The organism is Myxococcus virescens (genome assembly GCF_900101905.1).
Taxonomy (GTDB): domain Bacteria; phylum Myxococcota; class Myxococcia; order Myxococcales; family Myxococcaceae; genus Myxococcus; species Myxococcus virescens.
Window position 1 is genome coordinate 75,191 of the sequence record NZ_FNAJ01000022.1, and the last position, 20,020, is coordinate 95,210.

A 20,020-nucleotide genomic window follows, 5' to 3' on the forward strand; every position below is an offset into this window, starting at 1 on the left:
GGTGCCGCGCCTGGCACCAGCCCGAAACAACACGACACATCCAGACAGCCTCAATCATTTACACGCAATTCCTATCCCAGGGGCAGACCTGCCCCTCCCTCCGGGGCGGGCACCCTTGAAGGCCTAGGGACGTCGGTTCGCAGACGGCGCCCCTCCCCTCAATCCGAGCCCGCACATCACCTGCCCATTCCCAAACGCGGCGCCTGTGTAACACATCACGCTTCAACGGGAGACCTGATCGGCCAAAGACATACCCACCAAGAGACAGAAAAAACCAGCTGCGCAATGCATCCACAATCTCGAATCATGCTCGCCATGCACACGATGCAATGGCGAAGCTTGGACGAGATGATGGGGGGGCTCAGACCACCCGAGAACTGCTGCCTGGAGCAGCTCTCGCGGGACTCCGTCGTTCAGGTCACGGCGCTTCTGGAGAAGTGGTACCCGGACATCCGGGTCGGCACGGAGAGCCGGCACCTGGAGCCCGCCTTCTATGAGCAGTGTGTCTGTATCCAAGGCGAGTCTCCGGATCGGCCGGTGTATGCGATTCTGGGAAGGGATCGGGACACCCAGGAAGTCATCGGGCTGCTGACGCTGGAGAAGAACGCTCGCGGCCTGCAGTTGTCTGCCGCGATGGGGGCCGTTGAACCCTCTCAGCGAGGCCTGGGCCTGGGCCAGTTCGGCATCTCCCTGCTGGAGCAGGTGGGCCGCAACATCGGCGCCGAGGTCGTCCTCTATTACTCCACCCTGAAGATGGCCCGGGCGCAGCGCAACGCCGAGCACCGCGGCTTCAAGCTGGTGGGACTGGTGCCCGCGTTCGATGTGGACGCCATCGCGCCCAACACGGTGAAGCGCGTCTACGAGGCCATCTACGCGAAAGTGCTCGTCGGTCCGGAGAAGATCCACCTCCCCGACTGGAATGCCCTCATCCCCACCACGCGCGCGCTGTACACGCATCTCTTTGGCCAGCACCCGGCCGCCGCCCCCCTGGAGCACATGAACGGCGTCTCCGTTCCTGCCTCGACACCGGCGCCCGTCTCCGCGCCTGAGGCCCTTCATGGTTGAGGTCCGCACCTTCGAGGGTGACGCGAAGGAAGCATCCCAGTTCATCAACAGCGTCTGGCAGCGCACCTACGGCGTGAAGATGGGACTGACAGTCTGGGACGAGCGCTTCTTCGACTGGCTGATCTTCAGCAATCCCCTAGCGGACCGGGACTATCTGCTGGGGGCGTATTCAAAGGGCAAGCTGGTGGGGGCCTTCCTGGCGGAGCCGGCGAAAATCCAGCTTGGCCCGCGGCAGGTGGATGGCACCTACGGGAGCTGGGTCAGCGTGGCGCCGGAGAGCCGGGGCCAGGGAATTGGCATCAAGCTGTCGGACACCATGCAGGCGCGCCACCGCGAGCGTGGCGCCGCGCTCACCTTGGGCTGCGTGGCTGGCGGCACCCTGGGCCAGGGCTTCTGGGGCCAGCGGAGCCACACGCGCTACCTCAACGACCTGGGCATGTGGCTGCACGTCTTCAACACGGAGAAGGCGGTCCGCTGGTCGCTGAGCGTCGCCGAGCGTGCGTTTCTCACCTTCACGCGTCCGCTCCACCACCGGGGCTTCCTGGCGGCGCGCGCCGACGGCATCCGGGCCTACCAACCCCGGGACCTGCCGCAGTGCATGACCCTGGTCCAGAAGATGATGCGGCCGGTGAACCTGGGCTACGCCTACACCTCGGAGCGCCTGGCCCACCAGCTCCAGTTCCGTGACATCCCGCGCACCTTCGTCCTGGAGCGAGATGGCGTCATCCAAGGCATGGTCAACTACTACACCCTCCAGATGACGGCCCGAGGCCTCCTGACGACAGGACTGGTGGACCTGCTCGCCTTCCAGGACGGGCTGCCCTTTTCGGAGCAACGGAGGCTGCTGTGGGTGGCCATGCAGGACATGGTAGCCCAGGGCGCCGACTGCGCGGCGATGCTGCGGACCCCGTGCACGCCGGCCCACCTGATGCTGCGCTCCGGGTGGTTGCCATTCCCCGGGGGCTCCCGGGTGACATGCCTGCTCACCACCCCCGACGTGGAGCTGCCTGCCTCACCCCGGGTGTTCATGCACCTGCGCTGACGCAGCGCGCGCGAAGCTGAAGCCCCGTGCTTCAGCGCAGCCAGGAGAAGGCGCGCTCGAGCGGGGCCATCCCCTCATCGAGATAGCAGCGGCCGTGCGCGAGGAGCACCCGACGAGGCTGCCATGCCATCATCCGCTGGTAGCAGGCGCGCGCCTGCGCGATCCGGCCCCAGGTCGTCCCCCGCACCTCGCGTGGCGTCTGCCCCGGCCACATCGTCCCGCCGAGCGTCAGCAGCCATCTCAGGCCAGGCCGGAGACGCTCTGGCTCCAACGCCATGACCAGGTCCGCGAGAATCAAGGTCGAGGACGCACCGTGGAAGAACACCACCTCTTCCACGAAGCGGCTGCCCCGGAAGATGAGCTGGCCCAACTCCGTGGACCAGGCCGAGGGCGCGGCGTCGTCGAGGTCGACATCGAATGGGACGCCAATCCGCTGGGAGCGCGCCCGCTCGCGAACGCCCGGAGATGCCCAGGCCGTCGCGCGCGGATAGCGTGCCTTCCAGGCCGGGATGCCCGCGTAGTGGAACCGGTTCGGAGAGACGAGATGTTCCACCGGGCCGAGTGCGTCGACCTGTTCGAACAACTCGGGCGTTGGAGCCGTGGGCGACCAGAGCCACAAGCCTCCCGAATTCAGGCGAACGATGACCATGCGCGTCGGGAACGGCAGGGAGACGGGGCCCACGCGCATCCTCGCCACCGGCCCGTCCACCCACCAGACGCCGTCCGCGACCGGCTTGAGGGTGGAAAGCGGCACATAGGGACGCACCCCATCGTTCCATTCGAGGTCGGCGGTCATCGCCCAGGCAGCGTACCCCGCTGTCCATGCAATGACGCCACTCGACTGGACTTCACGTTCGTCACCTTGCCGGAGCGCTCCAGGACGCCTTCTCCCACCAGGAAGAGCGCGCCATGGATGTCCTTCCGGCACCGCTCGTACACGTCCGGAGGCACCACCAGGTTCGCGATGCCCGTCTCGTCCTCCAGGGAGATGAAGCAGATACCCTTGGCCGTGGGTGGACGCTGGCGGCAGATGAGCATGCCTCCCACCGCCACCCTCCGCCCGTGGGCCACCTTCTTCAGTCCCTCCGCCGTCACCGCGCCTTGCTGCTTCAGCACCGGACGCAGCAGCTCCAGCGGATGCTTCTCCAGCGAGAGTCCCACCGTGTCGTAGTCCGCGCAGACCCGCTCCAGCACATCCATGGACGGCAGCTCCACCGCCGTTCCGTCCATGGCCATGCCGAAGAACAGGTCATCCGAGTCCAGCGGCCCCAGCGCCTGGAGTTCCCACAACGCCTGACGCCGGGAGCCACACAGCGATGACAGGGCGCCCGCCAGGGCCAACCGCGTCAGCTCGTGCCGGGGCGCCCGCGACCACCGCGCCAGGTCCCCCACGTCACGGAAGCCCTCGCGCCTCGCCGTCGCCACGCGCCGCCCCGCGGACTCGCCCAGGCCCTTCACCATCCGGAGCCCCAGCCGCAATGCAGCCCCGCCCTCCTCCAGCGTGCAGTCCCAGCTCGAGTGCCGCACGTCCACCGGCCGCACCTCCACGCCATGCCGCTGCGCGTCCGCCACCAACGTGTGCGGCGCATAGAAGCCCATGGGCTGTGAGTTCAACAGCGCCGCCGTGAAGGCCGCCGGGTAGTGGCACTTCAGCCAGCTGGACGCATACGCAATCAACGCGAAGCTCGCTGAATGACTCTCCGGGAAGCCGTAGTGCGCGAAGCCCCGGAAGTTGTCGAACCACTCCTCGGCTTGTTTGCGTGTGTACCCTCGCGACACGCAGCCCTCCACGAAGCGCCCCCGGTATTGCAGCAGCATGGATTCGGCGCGCTTGTGGCTCAGCACCCGCCGCAGTCCGTCCGCCTCGCCCGCGGTGAAGCCCGCCGCCACCATGGCCAGCTTCATCGCCTGTTCCTGGAAGAGCGGCACCCCCAGCGTCTTGCCGAGAATCGCCTTCACCGCCTCGCTCGGGTACTCCACCTGCTCCTGGCCGTTCCGCCGGCGCAGGAAGGGATGCACCATGTTGCCGACGATGGGCCCCGGGCGGATGAGCGCGATCTCCACCACCAGGTCGTAGAACGTCCTCGGTCGAAGCCTGGGCAGCATGTTCATCTGTGCCCGGCTCTCAATCTGGAACACGCCCACCGTGTCCGCCTCGCACAGCATGTCGTAGACCTTCGGGTCCTCGGCCGGCACCGTCGCCAGGGACAGCTCCCGCCCGTGGTGCTCGCGAATCAGCGCGAAGCACTTCGACAGCGCCGTCAGCATGCCCAGCGCCAGCAGGTCCACCTTCAGCAGCCCCACCGCGTTGATGTCGTCCTTCTCCCACTGGATGACGGTGCGGCCCGGCATCGCCGCGTTCTCCACCGGCACCAGCTCCGTCAGCGGCTCGCGTGTCATCACGAAGCCGCCCACGTGGATGGACAGGTGCCGGGGAAAGCCCTCCAGCTCCATGGCCAGCGCCAGCGTCTTCTGGACCCGGCCGTCCTCCGCGGACAGGCCCGCCTCGCGCAGCACGTCCGGCGTCACGTCGAAGCCGTTCGACGCGGACACCTTCGACAGCCGGTCCACCTGGTCCAACGACAGGCCCAGCGCCTTGCCCGTCTCACGCAGCGCCAGCCGGCCCCGGTAGCAGATGACCTCGCACACCATGCCCGCGTGCCGGCGCCCGTGCTTCTCGTAGACATACTGGAGGACCTCCTCGCGGCGCTCGTGCTCGAAGTCCACGTCGATGTCTGGCGGCTCCTTGCGCTCCATGCTCAGGAAGCGCTCGAACAACAGGCCCATCCGCACCGGGTCGATGGCGGTGATCTGCAGCGCGTAGCAGACCGCCGAGTTCGCCGCGCTCCCCCGCCCCTGGCAGAGAATCCCCCGGGCCCTGGCGAAGCGGACGATGTCCCACAGCGCCAGGAAGTAGCCGGCGAAGTCCAACGCGGCGATGAGCTTCAGCTCGTGTTCAATCTGCTTCACCACCGCCGGGGGCACCCCTTCCGGATAGCGGAACCGCAGTCCTTCGTATGTCAGCACGCGCAGGTGCGCGTCCGCGGTGCGACCTTCGGGCAGGTCCTCTTCCGGGAAGCGGTAGTGCAAGTCATCCAATGAGGCGTGGCAGCGCGAGGCCAGCTCCGCCGCGCGCGCCAGGGCCTCCGGCCGGTCCGCGAACAGGCGCGCCATGTCCCGTGGGGACTTCAGCGTCCGCTCCGCGTTGGGCAACAGCCGCGTCCCCGCCCGGTCCACCGACGTCCCGTGGCGGATGGACACCAGCACGTCCTGCAAGGCCTGCCGCCGGCGGTGGTGCGTGTGCACGTCGTTGTGCGCGACCAGCGGCACGCCGAGCTCCAGCGCCAGCCGCTCCGCCCGGGCCTCGCGTTCCGCGTCTCCCGCGGACAGGGTCCGGCAGATGCCGACGTGGAAGCGCTCCGGGAAGGCCTCCGCCAGCGAGACGACCTGCTCGAAGGGCGCGGGCGCGGGAAGGAGCGCGAGCAGCCCCGCGGACCGGTCCGCCACCGCGCGCCACGGCAGCCCGGCCTCGCCCTTGGGGTGGGTCATCCGGCTCTGGGACACCAGGGCGCACAGGTTCGAGTACCCCGTCCCATCCGCCGCGTACACCACCACCGGTGGGCCGTCCTCCAGCGTCAGCTCGGCGCCCAGGATGAGCCGCACCCCGTGCTCCTTCGCGGCCAGGTGCGCCTTCACCACGCCGTACAGGCCATCCGCGTCCGTCAGCGCGAGCGCACCCAGCCCGAGCCTCGCGGCCGTGGCCACCAGCTCTTCCGGATGCGAGGCCCCGCGAAGGAACGAGAAGTTGGAGCGGCAGACCAGCTCGGCGTAGTCCACGCCCGGATCTAGATACCGAACAGGCGTTCAGGCGCTAGATTGGATCTTCGCGGTGCGGGCAAGCGACTTCATGGGTTGACGCGGATGAGGGCGATCCGTGCGGGGGGCGACTGCTGATTGCCGGACAGAGCGGGCGACGCCCTCCTTCGGGCTCCCAACCGGGCCTGGCCAACGCGTCAGGCGCTGCCTCTGTCTCGTTACGCGATTCGTGAAGGTCGCATCCGCGCAGCAAGTCCTGCACACCCGCGAGGCTGCGGCAAACCTCAGGGAGTTAAGCGACCTGCGCTCCACCCAAAAGCCTGAGCTGTGATGTTTGAAGCTCGCGCCACCGCCGTTTGACAGGATGCCGATCCGACTGACAAACATGTCTTCATGGACCTCACTCCCACCGCGTGGCAGCTCTGGCTGATCGCGGCGCTCCTCCTGGGAGCGCTGGAGCTCCAGCTCACCAGCTTCATGGTCCTCTGGCTCGCCGTGGGGGCGCTGGCCTCCTCGATCGGGGCGGCATTGGGCCTGAGCCTCAACGGCCAGCTCTACCTGTTCACCGCCGTCTCCGTCGCCCTGTTCGCGGCCTCCCGCACCCTCTTCAAAAGCGTTTTCATGCGCGACGCCACGCATTTGAAGACAGGGATCGAGGCCATGCTCGGCCAGGAGGCGGTGGTGGTGGAGTCCCTGGGCGACCCGCTCGGGGGCACGGTGCGCATCAATGGCGAGCTGTGGACGGCGCGCTCCCTGTCGGGCCCGGTGCCCGAGGGCGAACTCGTCACGGTGGAGCAGGTGGAAGGTCTCAAACTCTGGGTGCGCCGACCGACGGCGTCGTTGCCGGTTCCCCCAGGGGACCCGAGGAAGGAGTAGGCGGAATGGAAATCGTGACGATTTTCGGCATCTTCGCGGTCATCCTGGTGGGCGTCGCCGCCACCGGCATCCGCATCGTTCCGCAGGCCAAGGTCATGGTCGTGGAGCGGCTGGGCAAGTTCTACAAGACGGCCAGCAGCGGCCTCAATTACCTCGTCCCCTTCGTGGATGCCCCCCGCGCCATCGAGATGCGCACGGGCAACCGCTTCATGCGCAGCAACCTCGTGGACCTGCGCGAGCAGGTCATGGGCTTCGACACCGTCCAGGTCATCACCCACGACAACGTCAACATGGAGGTCGGCTCGGTCATCTACTACCAGATCGTCGAGCCCGCGAAGGCGCTCTACCAGGTGGAGAACCTCGCGCTCGCCATCGAGCAGCTCACGATGACGAACCTGCGCAACATCATGGGCGGGCTGACGCTGGACCAGACGCTCACCAGCCGCGAGACGGTCAACACCAAGCTGCGCATCGTGCTGGACGAGGCCACCGAGAAGTGGGGCGTCAAGGTGACGCGCGTGGAGCTGCGCGAAATCGAGCCGCCCCAGGCCATCAAGGCCGCCATGGCCAAGCAGATGACCGCCGAGCGTGAGCGCCGCGCCGAGGTCACCAAGGCCGAGGGCGACAAGGCCGCCGCCATCCTCCAGGCCGAGGGCGAGAAGATCTCCCGCATCCTCCGCGCCGAGGCCGAACGCGACGCCGAGATTGCCCGCGCCGAAGGCCACAAGCGCGCCACCATGCTGCAGGCCGAAGGCAAGGCCGAGGCCACCCGGCTCGTCTTCGAGGCCATCCACAACGGCCGCGCCACTCCCGAGGTGCTCGCGCTGCGCTACATGGAGACCCTCCAGGAGCTGGGCAAGGGCGACAACAAGATCTTCGTCCCCTACGAGGCCACCGCCACCCTGGGCGCCGTCGCCACCCTCAAGGAGGTCTTCGCGCAGACGGGGGATGCCGCCAGGCCCGCCCCGGCGCCGGCCCGCTCCGCCGCGAGCCTGAGCCCCCAGGCCATTGCCCGGAACACGGTGGTCCCCGAACACGCCACCCTCCCCGGCAGCACGTCCGCCGTGGCCCCTCGGCGCCCGCGGCCCGCCCTGGACACGCAGGACGACTGAGCAGGCGTAGGCAGCCCCCGCGGGAGGAATGCGCCTCCCGCGGGCCCCTGAGCAGGGCTCGCGTTCGCGCATCCAGGACGACGGTCCATTGCGCCACCAGGGGCCGAGCAGACGGCGTGCCCTCCTGTACACCCCCAGCACGCGCCGTCACTTCGCGGGAACCTTCCCTGTGTCCGGCTGTCAGAGCCTCCGAACACACTCACCGGAGGGGAGCATGCAGAACATCTTCATCGCAGGAGGCTGGGGGATGTACCCCACGTTGCTCGCGGGAATCGCGCTCATCGCCACCTGCGTCCAGTACGCGCGCCGGCCCGCGCCGCGCTACGTACCGCTGATGCTGTCGCTTGGACTCTGCACCTTGATTGCCGGCACGCTCGGCTTCGCCACCGGCATCCTCTCCCTCCTGCAGGCCTATAGCGGCCCGCTGTGGGACCAGGGCCCGCGCGTGCTCTTCATCGGCACCTTCGAGGCGCTGCACAACGTGGCGCTCGCCTTGCTGCTTGCCATGCTGGGCGCCCTGCTGGCCTCCATCGGCGCGTGGCGACTCTCCCGCCACACGGGGAACTTCGCGGCGCCCGCGGCAGGTTGATGTGTGACCGCCGGACGCACTGCCGGAGGAGTGCCCCCTGCCTCCATGAAGGCGGGGGTTGCATTCCGGCGCGCGTCTGGACATAGATTGCAGCCATCCCCAGGAGGGATTGACGCCCCCTCCCAACGAGAGGTCAGACGCACCCTTGAGGACGCTTCGCTGAATTCCCAGGTCCGTTGACGTTCCCGCGCTGAGCCGCCTTCGGGCTGGCTTGCGCCCTGGATTCAGGAGCTTCCTTTATGTCTTCCGTGCGCGCGCACCGCGTTTCGTTCGCTTTTTCTGACGCCGTTCCCGTCCTCTCTGATGTCGACTTCCACCTGTCCCCTGGCTGGACGGGGCTCGTGGGTGCCAATGGCGCCGGCAAGTCCACCCTGCTCCGGCTGTTGGCGGGAGAGCTGACGCCTACCGAGGGGCACCTTCAGTTCGAGCCCTCCGCCCCCACCCTCCGCCTCTGCCGGCAGGAGGTGGAGGCGCTGACGCCCGACATCTCCGCCTTCGCGGAGTCGTGGGACTCCGTCGCGCGGCGGCTGCACGGCCAGCTGGGCCTGGACGTCACCGCGCTGGAGCGCTGGCCCACGCTGTCTCCGGGCGAGCGCAAGCGGTGGCAGGTGGGCGCCGCCCTGGCCGCGGAGCCCCATTTGCTGCTCCTGGACGAGCCCACCAACCACCTGGATGCGGAGGCCCGCACATGGCTGGTCTCCGCGCTGCGCCGCTTCCGGGGCCTGGGCATCGTGGTGTCACACGACCGTGACCTGCTGGAGTCCCTCACCACCTCCACGCTGCGCGTCCACCATGGCAGCGCGCGGCTGTGGCCCGGCGCATACACCGCCGCGCGGGCGCACTGGGAAGCCGAGCGTGAGGCTGAAATCGCCACCCACCAGCAAGCCCGCGCCGAACAACGCCGTGCGGCGCATCTGCTGGACCAGGCCCGGCGCGAGCAACAGTCCGCGGATGCCGCACGGCACACCCGCAAGCGACTGAAGAACAAATACGACAACGACGCCCGCTCCATGGGCGCCAAGGTCGTTGCCGGCTGGGCGGAAGCTGGGGCCGGACGGCGCGTGGGCAATGCACGGCGCGAGCTGGAGCGCGTCAGTGAGGCCGTGGGCGAGTTCACCGCGGACAAGACGGTGGGCCGCTCCGTCTTCCTGGACTACGTGCGCGCGCCGAACCCGTGGCTCTTCACGCTGGACGTGCCCGGCCTCCGCGCCGGTGACGTGGAGCTGCTGGGCCCCGTGAATCTCTCCGTGAGCCGCGAAGCCCGCGTGCGCATCGAAGGGCCCAACGGCGCCGGCAAGAGCACCCTGGTGCGCGCACTGCTGGAGAACGCGCGCATTCCGCTGGAGCGCGTGCTCTACCTGCCCCAGGACGTCAGCGCGGACGAGGCCCGGGCCACGCTGGACGCCGTGCGCGCACTGCCGCCCGAGGAACGCGGACGCGTGCTGTCACTCGTCGCGGCGCTCGGCGTGGACCCGGAGCGGCTGCTCGCCTCCGAGCAGCCCTCCCCCGGCGAGGTGCGCAAGCTCCTCATCGCCCGGGGACTGGGCCAACACGCCTGGGCCCTGGTGCTGGACGAGCCCACCAACCACCTGGACCTGCCGTCCATCGAACGGCTGGAGGCGGCGCTGCGCGAGTACCCCGGCGCGCTGATGCTCGTCACGCATGACACGTCCTTCGCCCAGGCCTGCACCTCCGAGGTGTGGCGCGTGGAGCATGGTCAGGTGACGGTGACGTCCGGGTAGCCGGCACGGAGGCCCCACCTCGAGGCACGTTGAAGACGCCCAGCCACGTCTCGTCGTTCTGCCTCAGGTGCCCGACTGTTCGTGGAACCACGCCACCAGCCGAGCCAGCCCCTCCTCCACGGAGACGCGCGGCCGGAATCCCGTCTCCCGCTCCAGCGCGGAAGGGTCCGCCCAGGTCGCGTCCATCTCCCCAGGCTGCGCGGGCGTGGGCTTCACCCGCGCCCGGGCGCCCAGGAGCCGCTCCAGGACGGAGAGGAAGGCCCGCACCGAAACAGGCTCGCCCCGGCCCACGTTGAGGACGCGATGGCGAGCCGCCCCTGGGGGCGGCCGGTCCAGCACGCGCACCACGGCCTCCGCCACGTCCTCCACGTAGGTGAAGTCGCGCTGCATCCGGCCGTCGCCATGCAGGGCCAGCTCGGTGCCGTCACGGATGGCCCGGAGAAAGCGCAGGGGGGCCATGTCGGGTCGTCCCCAGGGGCCGTACACCGTGAAGAAGCGCAGGCCACTGGTGGGGAGCCCGTGCAGATGGCTGTACGCGTGCGCCAGCAGTTCATCGGCGCGCTTTGTGGCCGCGTAGACGCTGAGCGGATGGTCCGCCGCGGCGCCTTCCTGGAACGGCGGCACCGAGCCCGCGCCATACACGGAGCTGGAGGACGCGTAGACCAGGTGCCGCACCCGGGCGGCACTGGCCTGCTCCAGCACCTGGAGGAACCCCGACACGTTGGCGTCCACGTATGCCTGCGCGGTGCCCGCTGGCGCCCGCACGCCCACACGCGCGGCCAGGTGCACCACGGCCTCGGGGCGCATCTCCTCGAAGAGCGCTCGCAGCGAGGCGCTGTCGTTAACGTCCACGGGACGGAAGGTGAAGCCCGTCGCCCCCGGCAGCGTGCCGAGCCGCGTCAGCCGGGCCTGCTTCAACGCCACGTCTCCGGACGGGTCCAGGTTGTCCACGCCGATGATGGCATCACCGCGCGCCAGCAGCCGCGCGCTGACGTGGTGGGCAATGAAGCCCGCAGCTCCCGTGACGAGTACCCGCATCCACCTCCACGCTCCCACGCCAGCCCCCAACACGCCACGGCGGAAGACGTGGACGCGGCGCTTCCCGTCCCCGCCACTTGCACGTAGGGTGGAGGCCCTCATGGTGTCCGTGAATCAGCTCCGCCCCTTCGCCGGTGCCTCGCTGGACGCGTTCCGGGCCGCGTCCGGCCCTGTGGCCCTCATCCAGCAGCCCGTGGAACTCGTCGGCCAGCACAGCCGGGGCTTGGCGGCACGCACCGTCGGCATGGCACACCGCGCGTACATGGACGAGCGGCTGCTCGCCATGCTCCGCGACTTCGACAACCTGGAGGTCCACTTCCTCCAGCCCTCCGTGGACGGCGAGGAGCTGACGGTCGGCCGCACCGAGGCGTGCGACCTGGTGGTGCCCGACCCGTCCGTCTCCCAACATCACGCCACGATGCGCTGGAACGCCGCCCGCGGCGGCTTCTCCGTGCGTGACGCCGAGTCCATGAACGGCACCTTCATCAACGGCGCCCCCCTGGGCTACCGCGCCCAGGTGCTGCTCCACGACGGGGACACCCTGGCCTTCGGCGACGCCCAGTTCCTCTACCTTCGCGCCGAAACCGTCTACGAACACCTGCGCCTGGCCAGCCCGAAGAAGGCCCCCTGAGCCGGCCCGAGCCCAAGGCTCACGGAATGGCCTGGATGGCCTCCACCACCGCCTTGCGCAGGTAGGAGCGGAAGTCCGTCTGCGCCTGGTACATGCCAATCGTGGAGACGGTGCGCGTGGGGTTGCTCCACCGCAGCTTGCCGTTGGGTCCCACCACCCCCGTCTCCAGCAGCACCTCCGCGCGGCCCATCAGCTGGGCGGACGTCACGTCCACCCAGTTCAGCACCACCACCACTCCGGCCTCGGCCTCGTTGTCCTGGATCATCGCCACCACCTCGTGGATGGTGGGTGACGGTGCCTGGGAGATGCGCGTCCCCACCACCTCGAAGCCCCGCTCACTCAGCGTGGCCTGGGCCTGGCTGACGAGCACCGAACGGGGATTGCCTTCCCCCATCATGTCCTGCCGGTACGTGAAGGTCGGCAGCGAATCCACCCGGGAGCCCACCACCACCACCACCTTGCGCAGGGCCCCCGGCGGGCGGACCTGACGCGGAGCGCACGAAGCGAGCAGGAGGCAAAGCAGGACGGCCGCGGGACGGAGGACGCGCATGACGGGGAACCTGGGAGACGGGGACGAGGCCACTATGCTGGGCCGCCGGGCCTCAGTCGAACAGTCCCTGGAGGTAGAAACGTCCATCCCGTCCGTCGCGGAACACCCAGGCGGGCCCCAGCCCCTCGAAGTGGACCCGGTAGTAGTCCCGTTGAAAGGGCGTCTCCGACCACCACTCCCCGCCCAGCCGCTCCGGCCCCGTGAGCGCCGTCACCCGGTGCCGCCGGCCCGCCATGCGCGCGGCCAGCAAGCGTCCAGACTCCGCCACTTCCGCGTCCAGACACGCCGGCTCCGCCAGCAGCCGGGAGGGACGCTCCCGTGAGGCCGCCGACACCGAGGCGCGCCGGGCGCCTGGCTCCAGCAACTCCGCCGACAGGCCCCGCCGCGCCTCCGGAGGCCGGAAGGCCCGTGTTCCATGGGCCGCCTCGGGCCGGTGGACCGCCTCCAGGCCCGCCGCGAAGAGCGACGCCTCCCCCAACGTGGACGCCAGCCGCGACAGCACGACTTCCAGCGCCGCGTCGCCCTCCGGCGCGTCCCCCAGCGCGAGCTGCTGTCCTCCGTCCTCGGAGTGCTCGTCCACCCGAGCGGACACCTCCGCCACCGGGTTCTCCAGCCGCAGCTCCTCCAGCCGGTGCCGCGCCAGCTCGTGCAACAGCTTCGCCCGCGCCGTGGGCCGCGCCAGCGTCAGCGTCACCTGCCGTTGCCCCGAGGGGTCCAGCTTCAGCGTGAAGGTGAGCCGCACCGCCGCCCGGCACCGTCCGGACAACCGTGCCCCCAGCCGGTCCGTCAACGTCTTGAGCGCGAAGCGCAGCGGCTCGAAGGACTCGGCCGGGAAGTCCAGCACCACGCGCTCCTCCAACACCGCTTCCAGCACCGCGGGGACGAAGGGCGTGTCGTCCTCTCCGCGGCACCTCGCATGAACCCGTGCGCCAGCCGCGCCGCCCCGGGCCGCCACGGCCCCCACGGGCAGCGCCGCCACCTCGCCCAGCGTGGTGAGGCCCAGCGCGGAGAACGCCGCCCCCTCGCGGCCTTCCAACGCGGACAGCGGCAACGGCGCCAGGGCCCGAGCACTATCCCCCGGAGCCACCACCTCCACCCGGCGCGCGCCATACCGAGCCACCGCGCGCGAGGTGAAGGCCTCCGAGGCCACCACCACGTGCGCCCGGTAACCCAGCTCGGCGCACAGCGACAGCATCCGCGTGCCCAGACCTTCCTCGCCGTCGCACAGGTGCGCGGCCCCCGCGTCCAGCCACAATCCATCCGGGGCGCAGAGCTGAAAACCCGGGGCCAGTGGCAGCAGCGCCTCGCCCAGCGCCGTCAGCGCGCGCAGTTCGTCCTCCGGGCGGTAGTCGAAGTGCCGCAGCCCTGGCTCCAGCGCGGTGGCCGCCGTCAGCGTCATCCCCGGGCGCACCCCCGCCTTCAGCGCCGAGGTGGAGGCGAAGGCCACGCGGCGCTGGCCACGCACCGCCTCGACCAGCGCGAAGGGACGGCCCGCGAGTTCCGGGGACTCCACCACCCGGCGCTGCACCGGGAAGCGGGTGAGGTGCAGATAGGCCCTGCGCATGTCGTGCCTCAGTGCGCCGGCAGGGCCGCGTCCAATCCCTGCCGCACGGGCGGCATGGGCGCGTCACGGCCGGGACGCTGCCCCAGGATGCCCAGCCCGTTGCGCAGCGCCCCGGACTGATCTCGCAGGAAGTCCGGCGTACCGTCCTCCGTGTCCTCGGCCACGTCGAGCAACCGGCCGCCTCCCTCCAACCCCAGCGCCGGGTACAGCGCGCTCCACGGCAGCTCCGCCCGCGCGCCCGTGCCCCCCTGCCGGCTGCGCACCACCTCGACCGACCAGCCGTCTCCGTCCCGGGCCTCCGTCCGCAGCCGGACCACGCCGTCCGCTGGGGACTCTGGCGAAGTCAGCAGCAGGAGCAGCCCGCCGCCGCGCGCCGCCGCGTCCGCCAGCTTGCGCGCCTCCGCCAGGGCCACCCGGCACGCGCGCCCGTCGGGATTCACGCCGCGCGTCAGGTCCAGCACCACGCAAGCGAAGGCCCCGCTCCGGGCCAGCTGCACCGCCGCCCAGATGCGCTGCTCAGGAGCCTGGGGCCGGACGATGAGCAGCCGCTCCAGGTCCACGCCCAGGGCCGCGGCCGAGGGCGAGTAGAGCTCCCGGGGGCCGTCCACCCAGGCGCACAGCCGCGCCTCCTGGTGCGCCGCGGCCACCGCGTGCAGCGCCAGGCTGGTGCGCCCCGAGGCCGCCTCACCGCACAGCTCCACCACCTGCCCCAGTGGCAGGCCCCCCGTCGGCAGCAGGGCGTCCACCGCCGACAGGCCCGTGCGGAGCACCGCCAGGTAGCGCCGGGGCGCCGCCTGCAACTGGCGGATCCGCTCCCGAAGCTGCTCCACGACCGAGCCCGTCCCCTGCCCCACTCCCACTCGCTGCTCCGCCGCGCTCATCTCGCCTCCTCGCCAGGCCCCTCCGGACCGGACGACCGGCGGGGCGGTCGTCCACTATCCTCGGAGGTCTGACATGCGCCTTCATGGGACGCATGGCGGTGGGTGCGTGGATCAGACTCGCTGGTGCGGGTTCACCCGGGCATCAGCCGGCGCAGAGGACCTTCACTTCCACCTTCTTGTCGTCCGCGCGGCGCAGGCAGCTCGACTGGAAGAACAGGCGGGCCGGGTACGTCTCCGTGGACGCCTCGTAGCGCAGGTCGCCCGCGGCCACCGAGCACCGCTCCACCTCGTCATTGGCGCGCGTCAGCTCCACCTGGACCAGCCGGGGGTCGGGCAGGTTCACCACCTCGATGCTCTGCGCCACCGTGGCCAGCTCCGCGATGCGCAGCAAGGTGTCGCGGTAGTTCTCCCGGCAGATGGAGTCGAGGTTGTCGAGCCCCTGGTCGAACGCCTCCGCCATGGCGCGCTGCCGATGACCAGGACCGTAGGAGGTCGGGCAGTCGACGTTGCGCACGAAGACACCGTCGGGTGTCGTGTCGCGGATCAGCTCCGCCCGCTTGTCGGACAGCGCCACCGGACCAATCGTGGCCCAGAGCACCTGACGCGAGGCCCCCGTTGAATCCCGAAGCTGCTGGAACGTGGCGAAGTACTCCTCCACCGGCGTCAGCAGATGGGACTGCTCACTGCAGTTGTCGATGGACGTGTCGTCGGACACCCACACCGGCGGAGGGCGCTGGATGGTGCTGCAGTCTTCCTCGTCGGTGACCACCGCCACCAGCAGCCGCGCGCCGTCGCGCAGGAACCCGGCGTTGCCGTTCTCCACCCCCGGCGTCGACACCAGCGGCTCCGTCACGGCCAGCCGGACCGCCTCGAAGGGCGTCTCCTGCCCGCTGCCATCCGTCCCCTGGATCACCAGCCGGCGGAACTTCTCCAGCACGTACGGATCCGCGCCGTCGATGAAGCGCTCGTCGGTGGGGTTGCCCGCCGCATCTGGCACACGCTGCAACCGGCCGGACTCCCTGGTGTACTCGCGGTACTGCTCCTGCCCCTGGAACATGGCCAGCCGGTACACGGACGTGGTGATCACGCCCACCCGGAAGTCCTGCGAGACGCCGCTGCCCTCCTTCAGCGCCTCCAGAAAGGCGGGCAGCTCGGTGGCGATGGCGTTCTGCTCCTCTTCCATGGATCCGGAGTTGTCGATGACGAAGAGGATGTCCGTCTTCTGCGGCGCGATGACGGGGGACTCGCTCTCGCACTTCCCGGGGAGATTGGAGCCCGGTTCGTCGACGGGCGACCGGCAGGACGTCCACAAGAGAGACGGCAGCAGAAGCAGGTGGGCGAAGGGTCGGAGCTTCATGGGGGGCCTCTCGAAGAGCTGCGCACCCCGGCGGGGCGCCGCGTCAGATGCTAGGGGGGCGATCATGCCCCACCCTACGTCCGGACGCGAGACTTCCGAGGAACCCTGGAGAGGTGACGGGTGACGGAAAAACGCACACCGCGTTTGCCATGTCCGTTTTGGTTGTTACGTTGGTTCATCCGCCGCAGAAAACCTGGAAATGTTCACTGGTTGTCGAAGGGAAAAGGCTGAATTTCATGTCCGATGAGAAGAAGAAGGGCTCCGCTGCGAGCGCTATGCCCACCGCGATGGCCCCTCCGGGGCTCATCAACAAGGAAGACATCCCGCAGGTGCTTCCCATCCTCCCCCTGCGCAACAGTGTCTTCTTCCCGGGCGGGGTGCTTCCGCTGGCCGTCGGCCGCCAGAAGACCATCGCCCTGATCAAGGACGCCGTGCGTGACGACCAGGTCATCGGTGTCGTCACCCAGCGCCGCGCCGAAGAAGAAGATCCGGGTGCCGCCGACCTCTACACCATGGGGACGGTCGCCCGCATCGTGAAGCTCCTGAAGATGGGCGAGGACAACTACTCGCTCGTCGTGCAGGGGCTCGCCCGCTTCCGCGTGGTGGAACTGGTCCAGGAAGCGCCCTACCTCAAGGCCCGCGTGGACGCCGTGGAGGACAAGACCTCTTCGGAGAACGTGGAAGTCGAGGCGCTGGGCATCAACCTCAAGAAGCTGGCGCGCGAGGTCATCGAGCTGATGCCCGAGCTGCCCGCCGCCGCCACCGAGTTGGTGGAGAGCATCACCCACCCCGGCCACCTGGCGGACCTGATCGCCGCCAACGTGGACGTCCCCATCGAGGAGAAGCAGGCCGTCCTGGAGACGGTGGACCTCAAGGCCCGGATGAAGCTCGTGCTGGAGCTGCTCAACCGGAAGCGGGAGATCCTCAAGCTCTCCAACAAGATCGACTCCGCCGTGAAGGGCGAGATGTCGAAGACCCAGCGCGAGTACTACCTGCGCCAGCAGCTCAAGGCCATCAAGGAAGAGCTGGGGGAGATGGGCGAGGAGGAAGAGGAGCTCGACGAGCTGCAGGAGCGCCTGAAGAAGGCCAGCCTGCCGCCCGACGTGGAGAAGGTCGCCAACAAGGAGCTCAACCGCCTGAAGACGATTCCGGCGGCCTCCAGTGAGTACACCGTCGCGCGCACCTACCTGGATTGGATCGCCGACCTGCCGTGGGCGAAGCTCTCCGAGGACAACCTCGACATCGAGAACGCGCGCCAGCAGCTGGACAAGGATCACTTCGGCATCAAGAAGGTGAAGAAGCGCATCCTGGAGTACCTGGCCGTCCGCAAGCTGAAGAACGACATGCGTGGCCCCATCCTGTGCCTCGTCGGTCCGCCGGGCGTCGGCAAGACGTCGCTGGGCCAGAGCGTGGCCAAGGCCACGGGCCGCAAGTTCGTGCGCCTGTCGCTGGGCGGCGTGCGTGACGAGGCGGAGATCCGCGGCCACCGCCGGACCTATGTGGGCGCCCTCCCCGGCCGCTTCATCCAGAGCATGAAGAAGGCCGGCACGAAGAACCCGGTCATGATGCTGGACGAAATTGACAAGCTCGGCGCCGACTTCCGTGGCGACCCGAGCGCGGCGCTCCTCGAGGTGCTGGACCCGGAGCAGAACAACACGTTCAGCGACCACTACCTCGACGTGCCCTTCGATTTGTCCAAGGTGATGTTCGTCGCCACGGCGAACCAGCTCGACCCCATCCCCGGTCCGCTGCGTGACCGCATGGAGATCATCGAGCTGACGGGCTACACCTTCGAGGAGAAGCAGAGCATCGCCCGCATCCACCTGGTTCCCAAGCAGCTCAAGGAGCACGGGCTGAACCCGGACCACATCGACATCACCGACGAGGCGCTGCTCACGCTGACCACCGCGTACACGCGCGAGGCCGGTGTGCGTAACCTGGAGCGCCGCATCGCGGACATCTGCCGCGCGGTGGCGGTGGAGGTGGCCGGCGGGAAGACGGAGAAGCAGACCATCAACGCCGACCGGGTGAAGGAGATCCTCGGGCCTGAGATGTTCTACTCCGAGGTCGCCGAGCGCACCGAGGTTCCGGGTGTGGCCACGGGCCTGGCCTGGACGGCGGCGGGTGGCGACCTGCTCTTCATCGAGGCGACGAAGATGGCGGGCAAGGGCGGCATGACGCTCACCGGCCAGCTGGGCGACGTGATGAAGGAGAGCGCCACGGCGGCGCTGAGCTACCTGCGCAGCAAGGCCGAGCAGCTCGGCATCAGCCCGAACTTCCTGGAGAAGACGGACCTGCACCTGCACTTCCCGGCGGGCTCCATTCCGAAGGACGGACCTTCCGCGGGCGTCACCATCCTGACGGCGCTCACCAGCCTCCTGACGGGCATCCGCGTGCGTCACGACACGGCGATGACGGGCGAGGCCACGCTGCGTGGCCTGGTGCTGCCGGTGGGTGGCATCAAGGAGAAGGTGCTGGCGGCGCACCGGGCGGGCATCAAGCGGGTCATCCTGCCCGAGCGGTGCCGCAAGGACCTGATCGACGTGCCGGACCAGGCGCGCAACGAGCTGGAGTTCATCTTCGTCACCCACATGGACGACGTCCTGAAGGCGGCGCTGGAGACGCCTCCCGTCGGCGTGGCGGGAACCCCGGGCGGTGAGCCGGGCAAGGAGGCTCCGCTGCCGAAGCCGGCCGAGTCCGCCCCCGAGGTCCGCGCCTAGCGCACGGCCTTCCGGCCGATAGGAAGTGACACGGGCAGGTTCCCTTCTTCCGGGGACCTGCCCGTTGTCTTTGCGGGCAGGTGGCGTTCAGAGTGAGAACAGGAAGTGTCGCGGCTCCGGGACGCGCTTCACCCGCAGGATGTGACTGTGCTCCACAGGCAGCCGGGAGACGGCCTCTGGGCGGGGAACGTAGAGGATGCCGGGGTCATCCTCTCGGGTGAAGACGTACTGTCCACGCGAGCCCCTGCGCGTGCAGCCCACATCGAGGATGAGGTGCCGCTCGATGTCCGCCGCGTCCGTGGTGTTCCAGTTGAAGCGGGTGAGCTCCTCCACCGTGAGGCCATACATCTCCGCCACGCTCTCCAGCGTCTCTCCGTCGATGACCCGGTGCTGGGTGACACGTGCGAGGAAGCGCGGCGCGCTGGCCACCCTCGCCCCCTGACCTCGCTTCGCGGGCTTTTGCTGGGACCAGGGGCCTCCCGTCCGCACCAGCGCCAACGTGTTGTCCAGGGTGGCCCCTTCGAGGTCGGACAGGACGTCGGCGCCCCCCTTCGGAACGCCTTTCAGGTCGATGCGGCCCTCTGAATCCGTCCGGGCCTGATGCTCGGACCGGTCGTCGAGTTGGATGCGCAGCTGGATGCCGGCAATGGGCACATCGGTGGTGTCGTCCACCACCTGGAGCCGTAGCCAGACCGGCTCCTCCACCGGAACAGGCACACACGCAGGCTGGGGAACGGAGAATGACGGCGAAACGGTGGCCTCGCGCGGGGGAGCCTGCGCCAGCCGAAGGACACCCGAGTCCAGAAGGAGCGCGGCCTGCCGCACGACTTCGTCCACCGGCAGCGGTGCGCGCATCCCGCTGCGGTGTCCATGGATGTAGACCAGTGATTGGAGCGTCCGCTGGTTGGATGAATCCTGCGCGAGCTGGCGCAATCTCCGCTCCAGCGCCCAGCCCCGCGCAGGCGTCACGAGCGTGTACCCGTTGGGCAGGCCCTCATGGAGCGCGAGGACAATGTACTCGCGCAACCCGTCTTTCA

At 69.4% G+C, this 20,020-nt stretch carries 16 protein-coding genes; 8 read left to right on the forward strand and 8 right to left on the reverse strand.

Annotated elements, in window-relative coordinates; translation table 11 throughout:
* Positions 1 to 306: 306 nt before the first annotated feature.
* Both BLU09_RS34745 and BLU09_RS34750 read left to right on the forward strand, forming a co-directional pair.
* A complete protein-coding gene (locus tag BLU09_RS34745) occupies positions 307 to 1,065 on the forward strand; it encodes a hypothetical protein (RefSeq protein WP_090495389.1) in 759 nt (252 codons plus the stop codon).
* Entirely contained in the window at positions 1,058 to 2,107 is a 1,050-nt protein-coding gene (locus BLU09_RS34750) for a GNAT family N-acetyltransferase (protein ID WP_090495391.1), read from the forward strand. Before BLU09_RS34745 ends, BLU09_RS34750 begins: the two co-directional genes overlap by 8 nt.
* Positions 2,108 to 2,138: 31 nt before the next feature.
* Here BLU09_RS34750 and BLU09_RS34755 read toward each other — a convergent pair whose 3' ends face one another.
* Positions 2,139 to 2,903, reverse strand: coding sequence for a DUF4336 domain-containing protein (locus tag BLU09_RS34755; RefSeq protein ID WP_090495394.1), 765 nt, complete (start codon positions 2,901 to 2,903; stop codon positions 2,139 to 2,141).
* Entirely contained in the window at positions 2,900 to 5,944 is a 3,045-nt protein-coding gene (locus BLU09_RS34760; protein ID WP_090495397.1) for an error-prone DNA polymerase, read from the reverse strand. The genes BLU09_RS34755 and BLU09_RS34760 overlap by 4 nt, the downstream gene beginning before the upstream one ends.
* Before the next feature lie 372 nt (positions 5,945 to 6,316).
* Between BLU09_RS34760 and BLU09_RS34765 the strand changes: the two genes are divergently transcribed.
* The 4 genes from BLU09_RS34765 (at position 6,317) to BLU09_RS34780 (ending at position 10,242) form a co-directional block, all read left to right on the forward strand.
* Entirely contained in the window at positions 6,317 to 6,799 is a 483-nt protein-coding gene (locus BLU09_RS34765) for an NfeD family protein (protein ID WP_090495399.1), read from the forward strand.
* Between the two features lie 5 nt (positions 6,800 to 6,804).
* Positions 6,805 to 7,911 (forward strand): SPFH domain-containing protein, encoded by a 1,107-nt coding sequence (locus BLU09_RS34770; protein WP_090495401.1) that lies wholly within the window; start codon positions 6,805 to 6,807, stop codon positions 7,909 to 7,911.
* Between the two features lie 214 nt (positions 7,912 to 8,125).
* Positions 8,126 to 8,500 carry a hypothetical protein gene (locus BLU09_RS34775; RefSeq protein ID WP_228565250.1) on the forward strand — a complete coding sequence of 125 codons (375 nt, stop codon included), beginning with the start codon at positions 8,126 to 8,128 and terminating at the stop codon, positions 8,498 to 8,500.
* A 239-nt stretch (positions 8,501 to 8,739) separates the two neighbouring features.
* Positions 8,740 to 10,242 carry an ATP-binding cassette domain-containing protein gene (locus tag BLU09_RS34780; protein WP_090495403.1) on the forward strand — a complete coding sequence of 501 codons (1,503 nt, stop codon included), beginning with the start codon at positions 8,740 to 8,742 and terminating at the stop codon, positions 10,240 to 10,242.
* Between the two features lie 63 nt (positions 10,243 to 10,305).
* Here the strand turns inward: BLU09_RS34780 and BLU09_RS34785 are convergent, their stop codons facing one another.
* Positions 10,306 to 11,280: an NAD-dependent epimerase/dehydratase family protein gene (locus tag BLU09_RS34785; RefSeq protein WP_090495406.1), complete on the reverse strand. Its 975-nt coding sequence runs from the start codon at positions 11,278 to 11,280 to the stop codon at positions 10,306 to 10,308.
* Positions 11,281 to 11,380: 100 nt separating this feature from the next.
* Here BLU09_RS34785 and BLU09_RS34790 point away from each other — a divergent pair, with 100 nt between their 5' ends.
* Entirely contained in the window at positions 11,381 to 11,911 is a 531-nt protein-coding gene (locus BLU09_RS34790; protein WP_186817925.1) for an FHA domain-containing protein, read from the forward strand.
* A 19-nt stretch (positions 11,912 to 11,930) separates the two neighbouring features.
* Here BLU09_RS34790 and BLU09_RS34795 read toward each other — a convergent pair whose 3' ends face one another.
* The 4 genes from BLU09_RS34795 to BLU09_RS34810 all read right to left on the reverse strand — a co-directional run bounded on the left by BLU09_RS34795 (position 11,931) and on the right by BLU09_RS34810 (position 16,263).
* Positions 11,931 to 12,461, reverse strand: a complete 531-nt coding sequence (locus tag BLU09_RS34795) for a hypothetical protein (RefSeq protein WP_228558444.1) — start codon at positions 12,459 to 12,461, stop codon at positions 11,931 to 11,933.
* Positions 12,462 to 12,513: 52 nt separating this feature from the next.
* On the reverse strand, positions 12,514 to 14,025 hold the full coding sequence (locus BLU09_RS34800) for a Y-family DNA polymerase (protein WP_090495414.1): 1,512 nt from the start codon (positions 14,023 to 14,025) through the stop codon (positions 12,514 to 12,516).
* An 8-nt stretch (positions 14,026 to 14,033) separates the two neighbouring features.
* Positions 14,034 to 14,906, reverse strand: a complete 873-nt coding sequence (locus BLU09_RS34805) for an ImuA family protein (RefSeq protein ID WP_090495417.1) — start codon at positions 14,904 to 14,906, stop codon at positions 14,034 to 14,036.
* A 142-nt stretch (positions 14,907 to 15,048) separates the two neighbouring features.
* A complete protein-coding gene (locus tag BLU09_RS34810) occupies positions 15,049 to 16,263 on the reverse strand; it encodes a vWA domain-containing protein (RefSeq protein WP_167371223.1) in 1,215 nt (404 codons plus the stop codon).
* Positions 16,264 to 16,499: 236 nt separating this feature from the next.
* On the opposite strand from BLU09_RS34810, the gene lon reads away from it, so the two are divergent.
* Positions 16,500 to 18,983, forward strand: coding sequence for an endopeptidase La (gene lon / locus BLU09_RS34815; RefSeq protein WP_090495423.1), 2,484 nt, complete (start codon positions 16,500 to 16,502; stop codon positions 18,981 to 18,983).
* A gap of 87 nt (positions 18,984 to 19,070) precedes the next feature.
* Here the strand turns inward: lon and BLU09_RS34820 are convergent, their stop codons facing one another.
* Complete coding sequence (locus BLU09_RS34820) at positions 19,071 to 20,009, reverse strand: LysM peptidoglycan-binding domain-containing protein (protein WP_244172292.1); 939 nt, start codon at positions 20,007 to 20,009, stop codon at positions 19,071 to 19,073.
* Positions 20,010 to 20,020 lie beyond the last annotated feature (11 nt).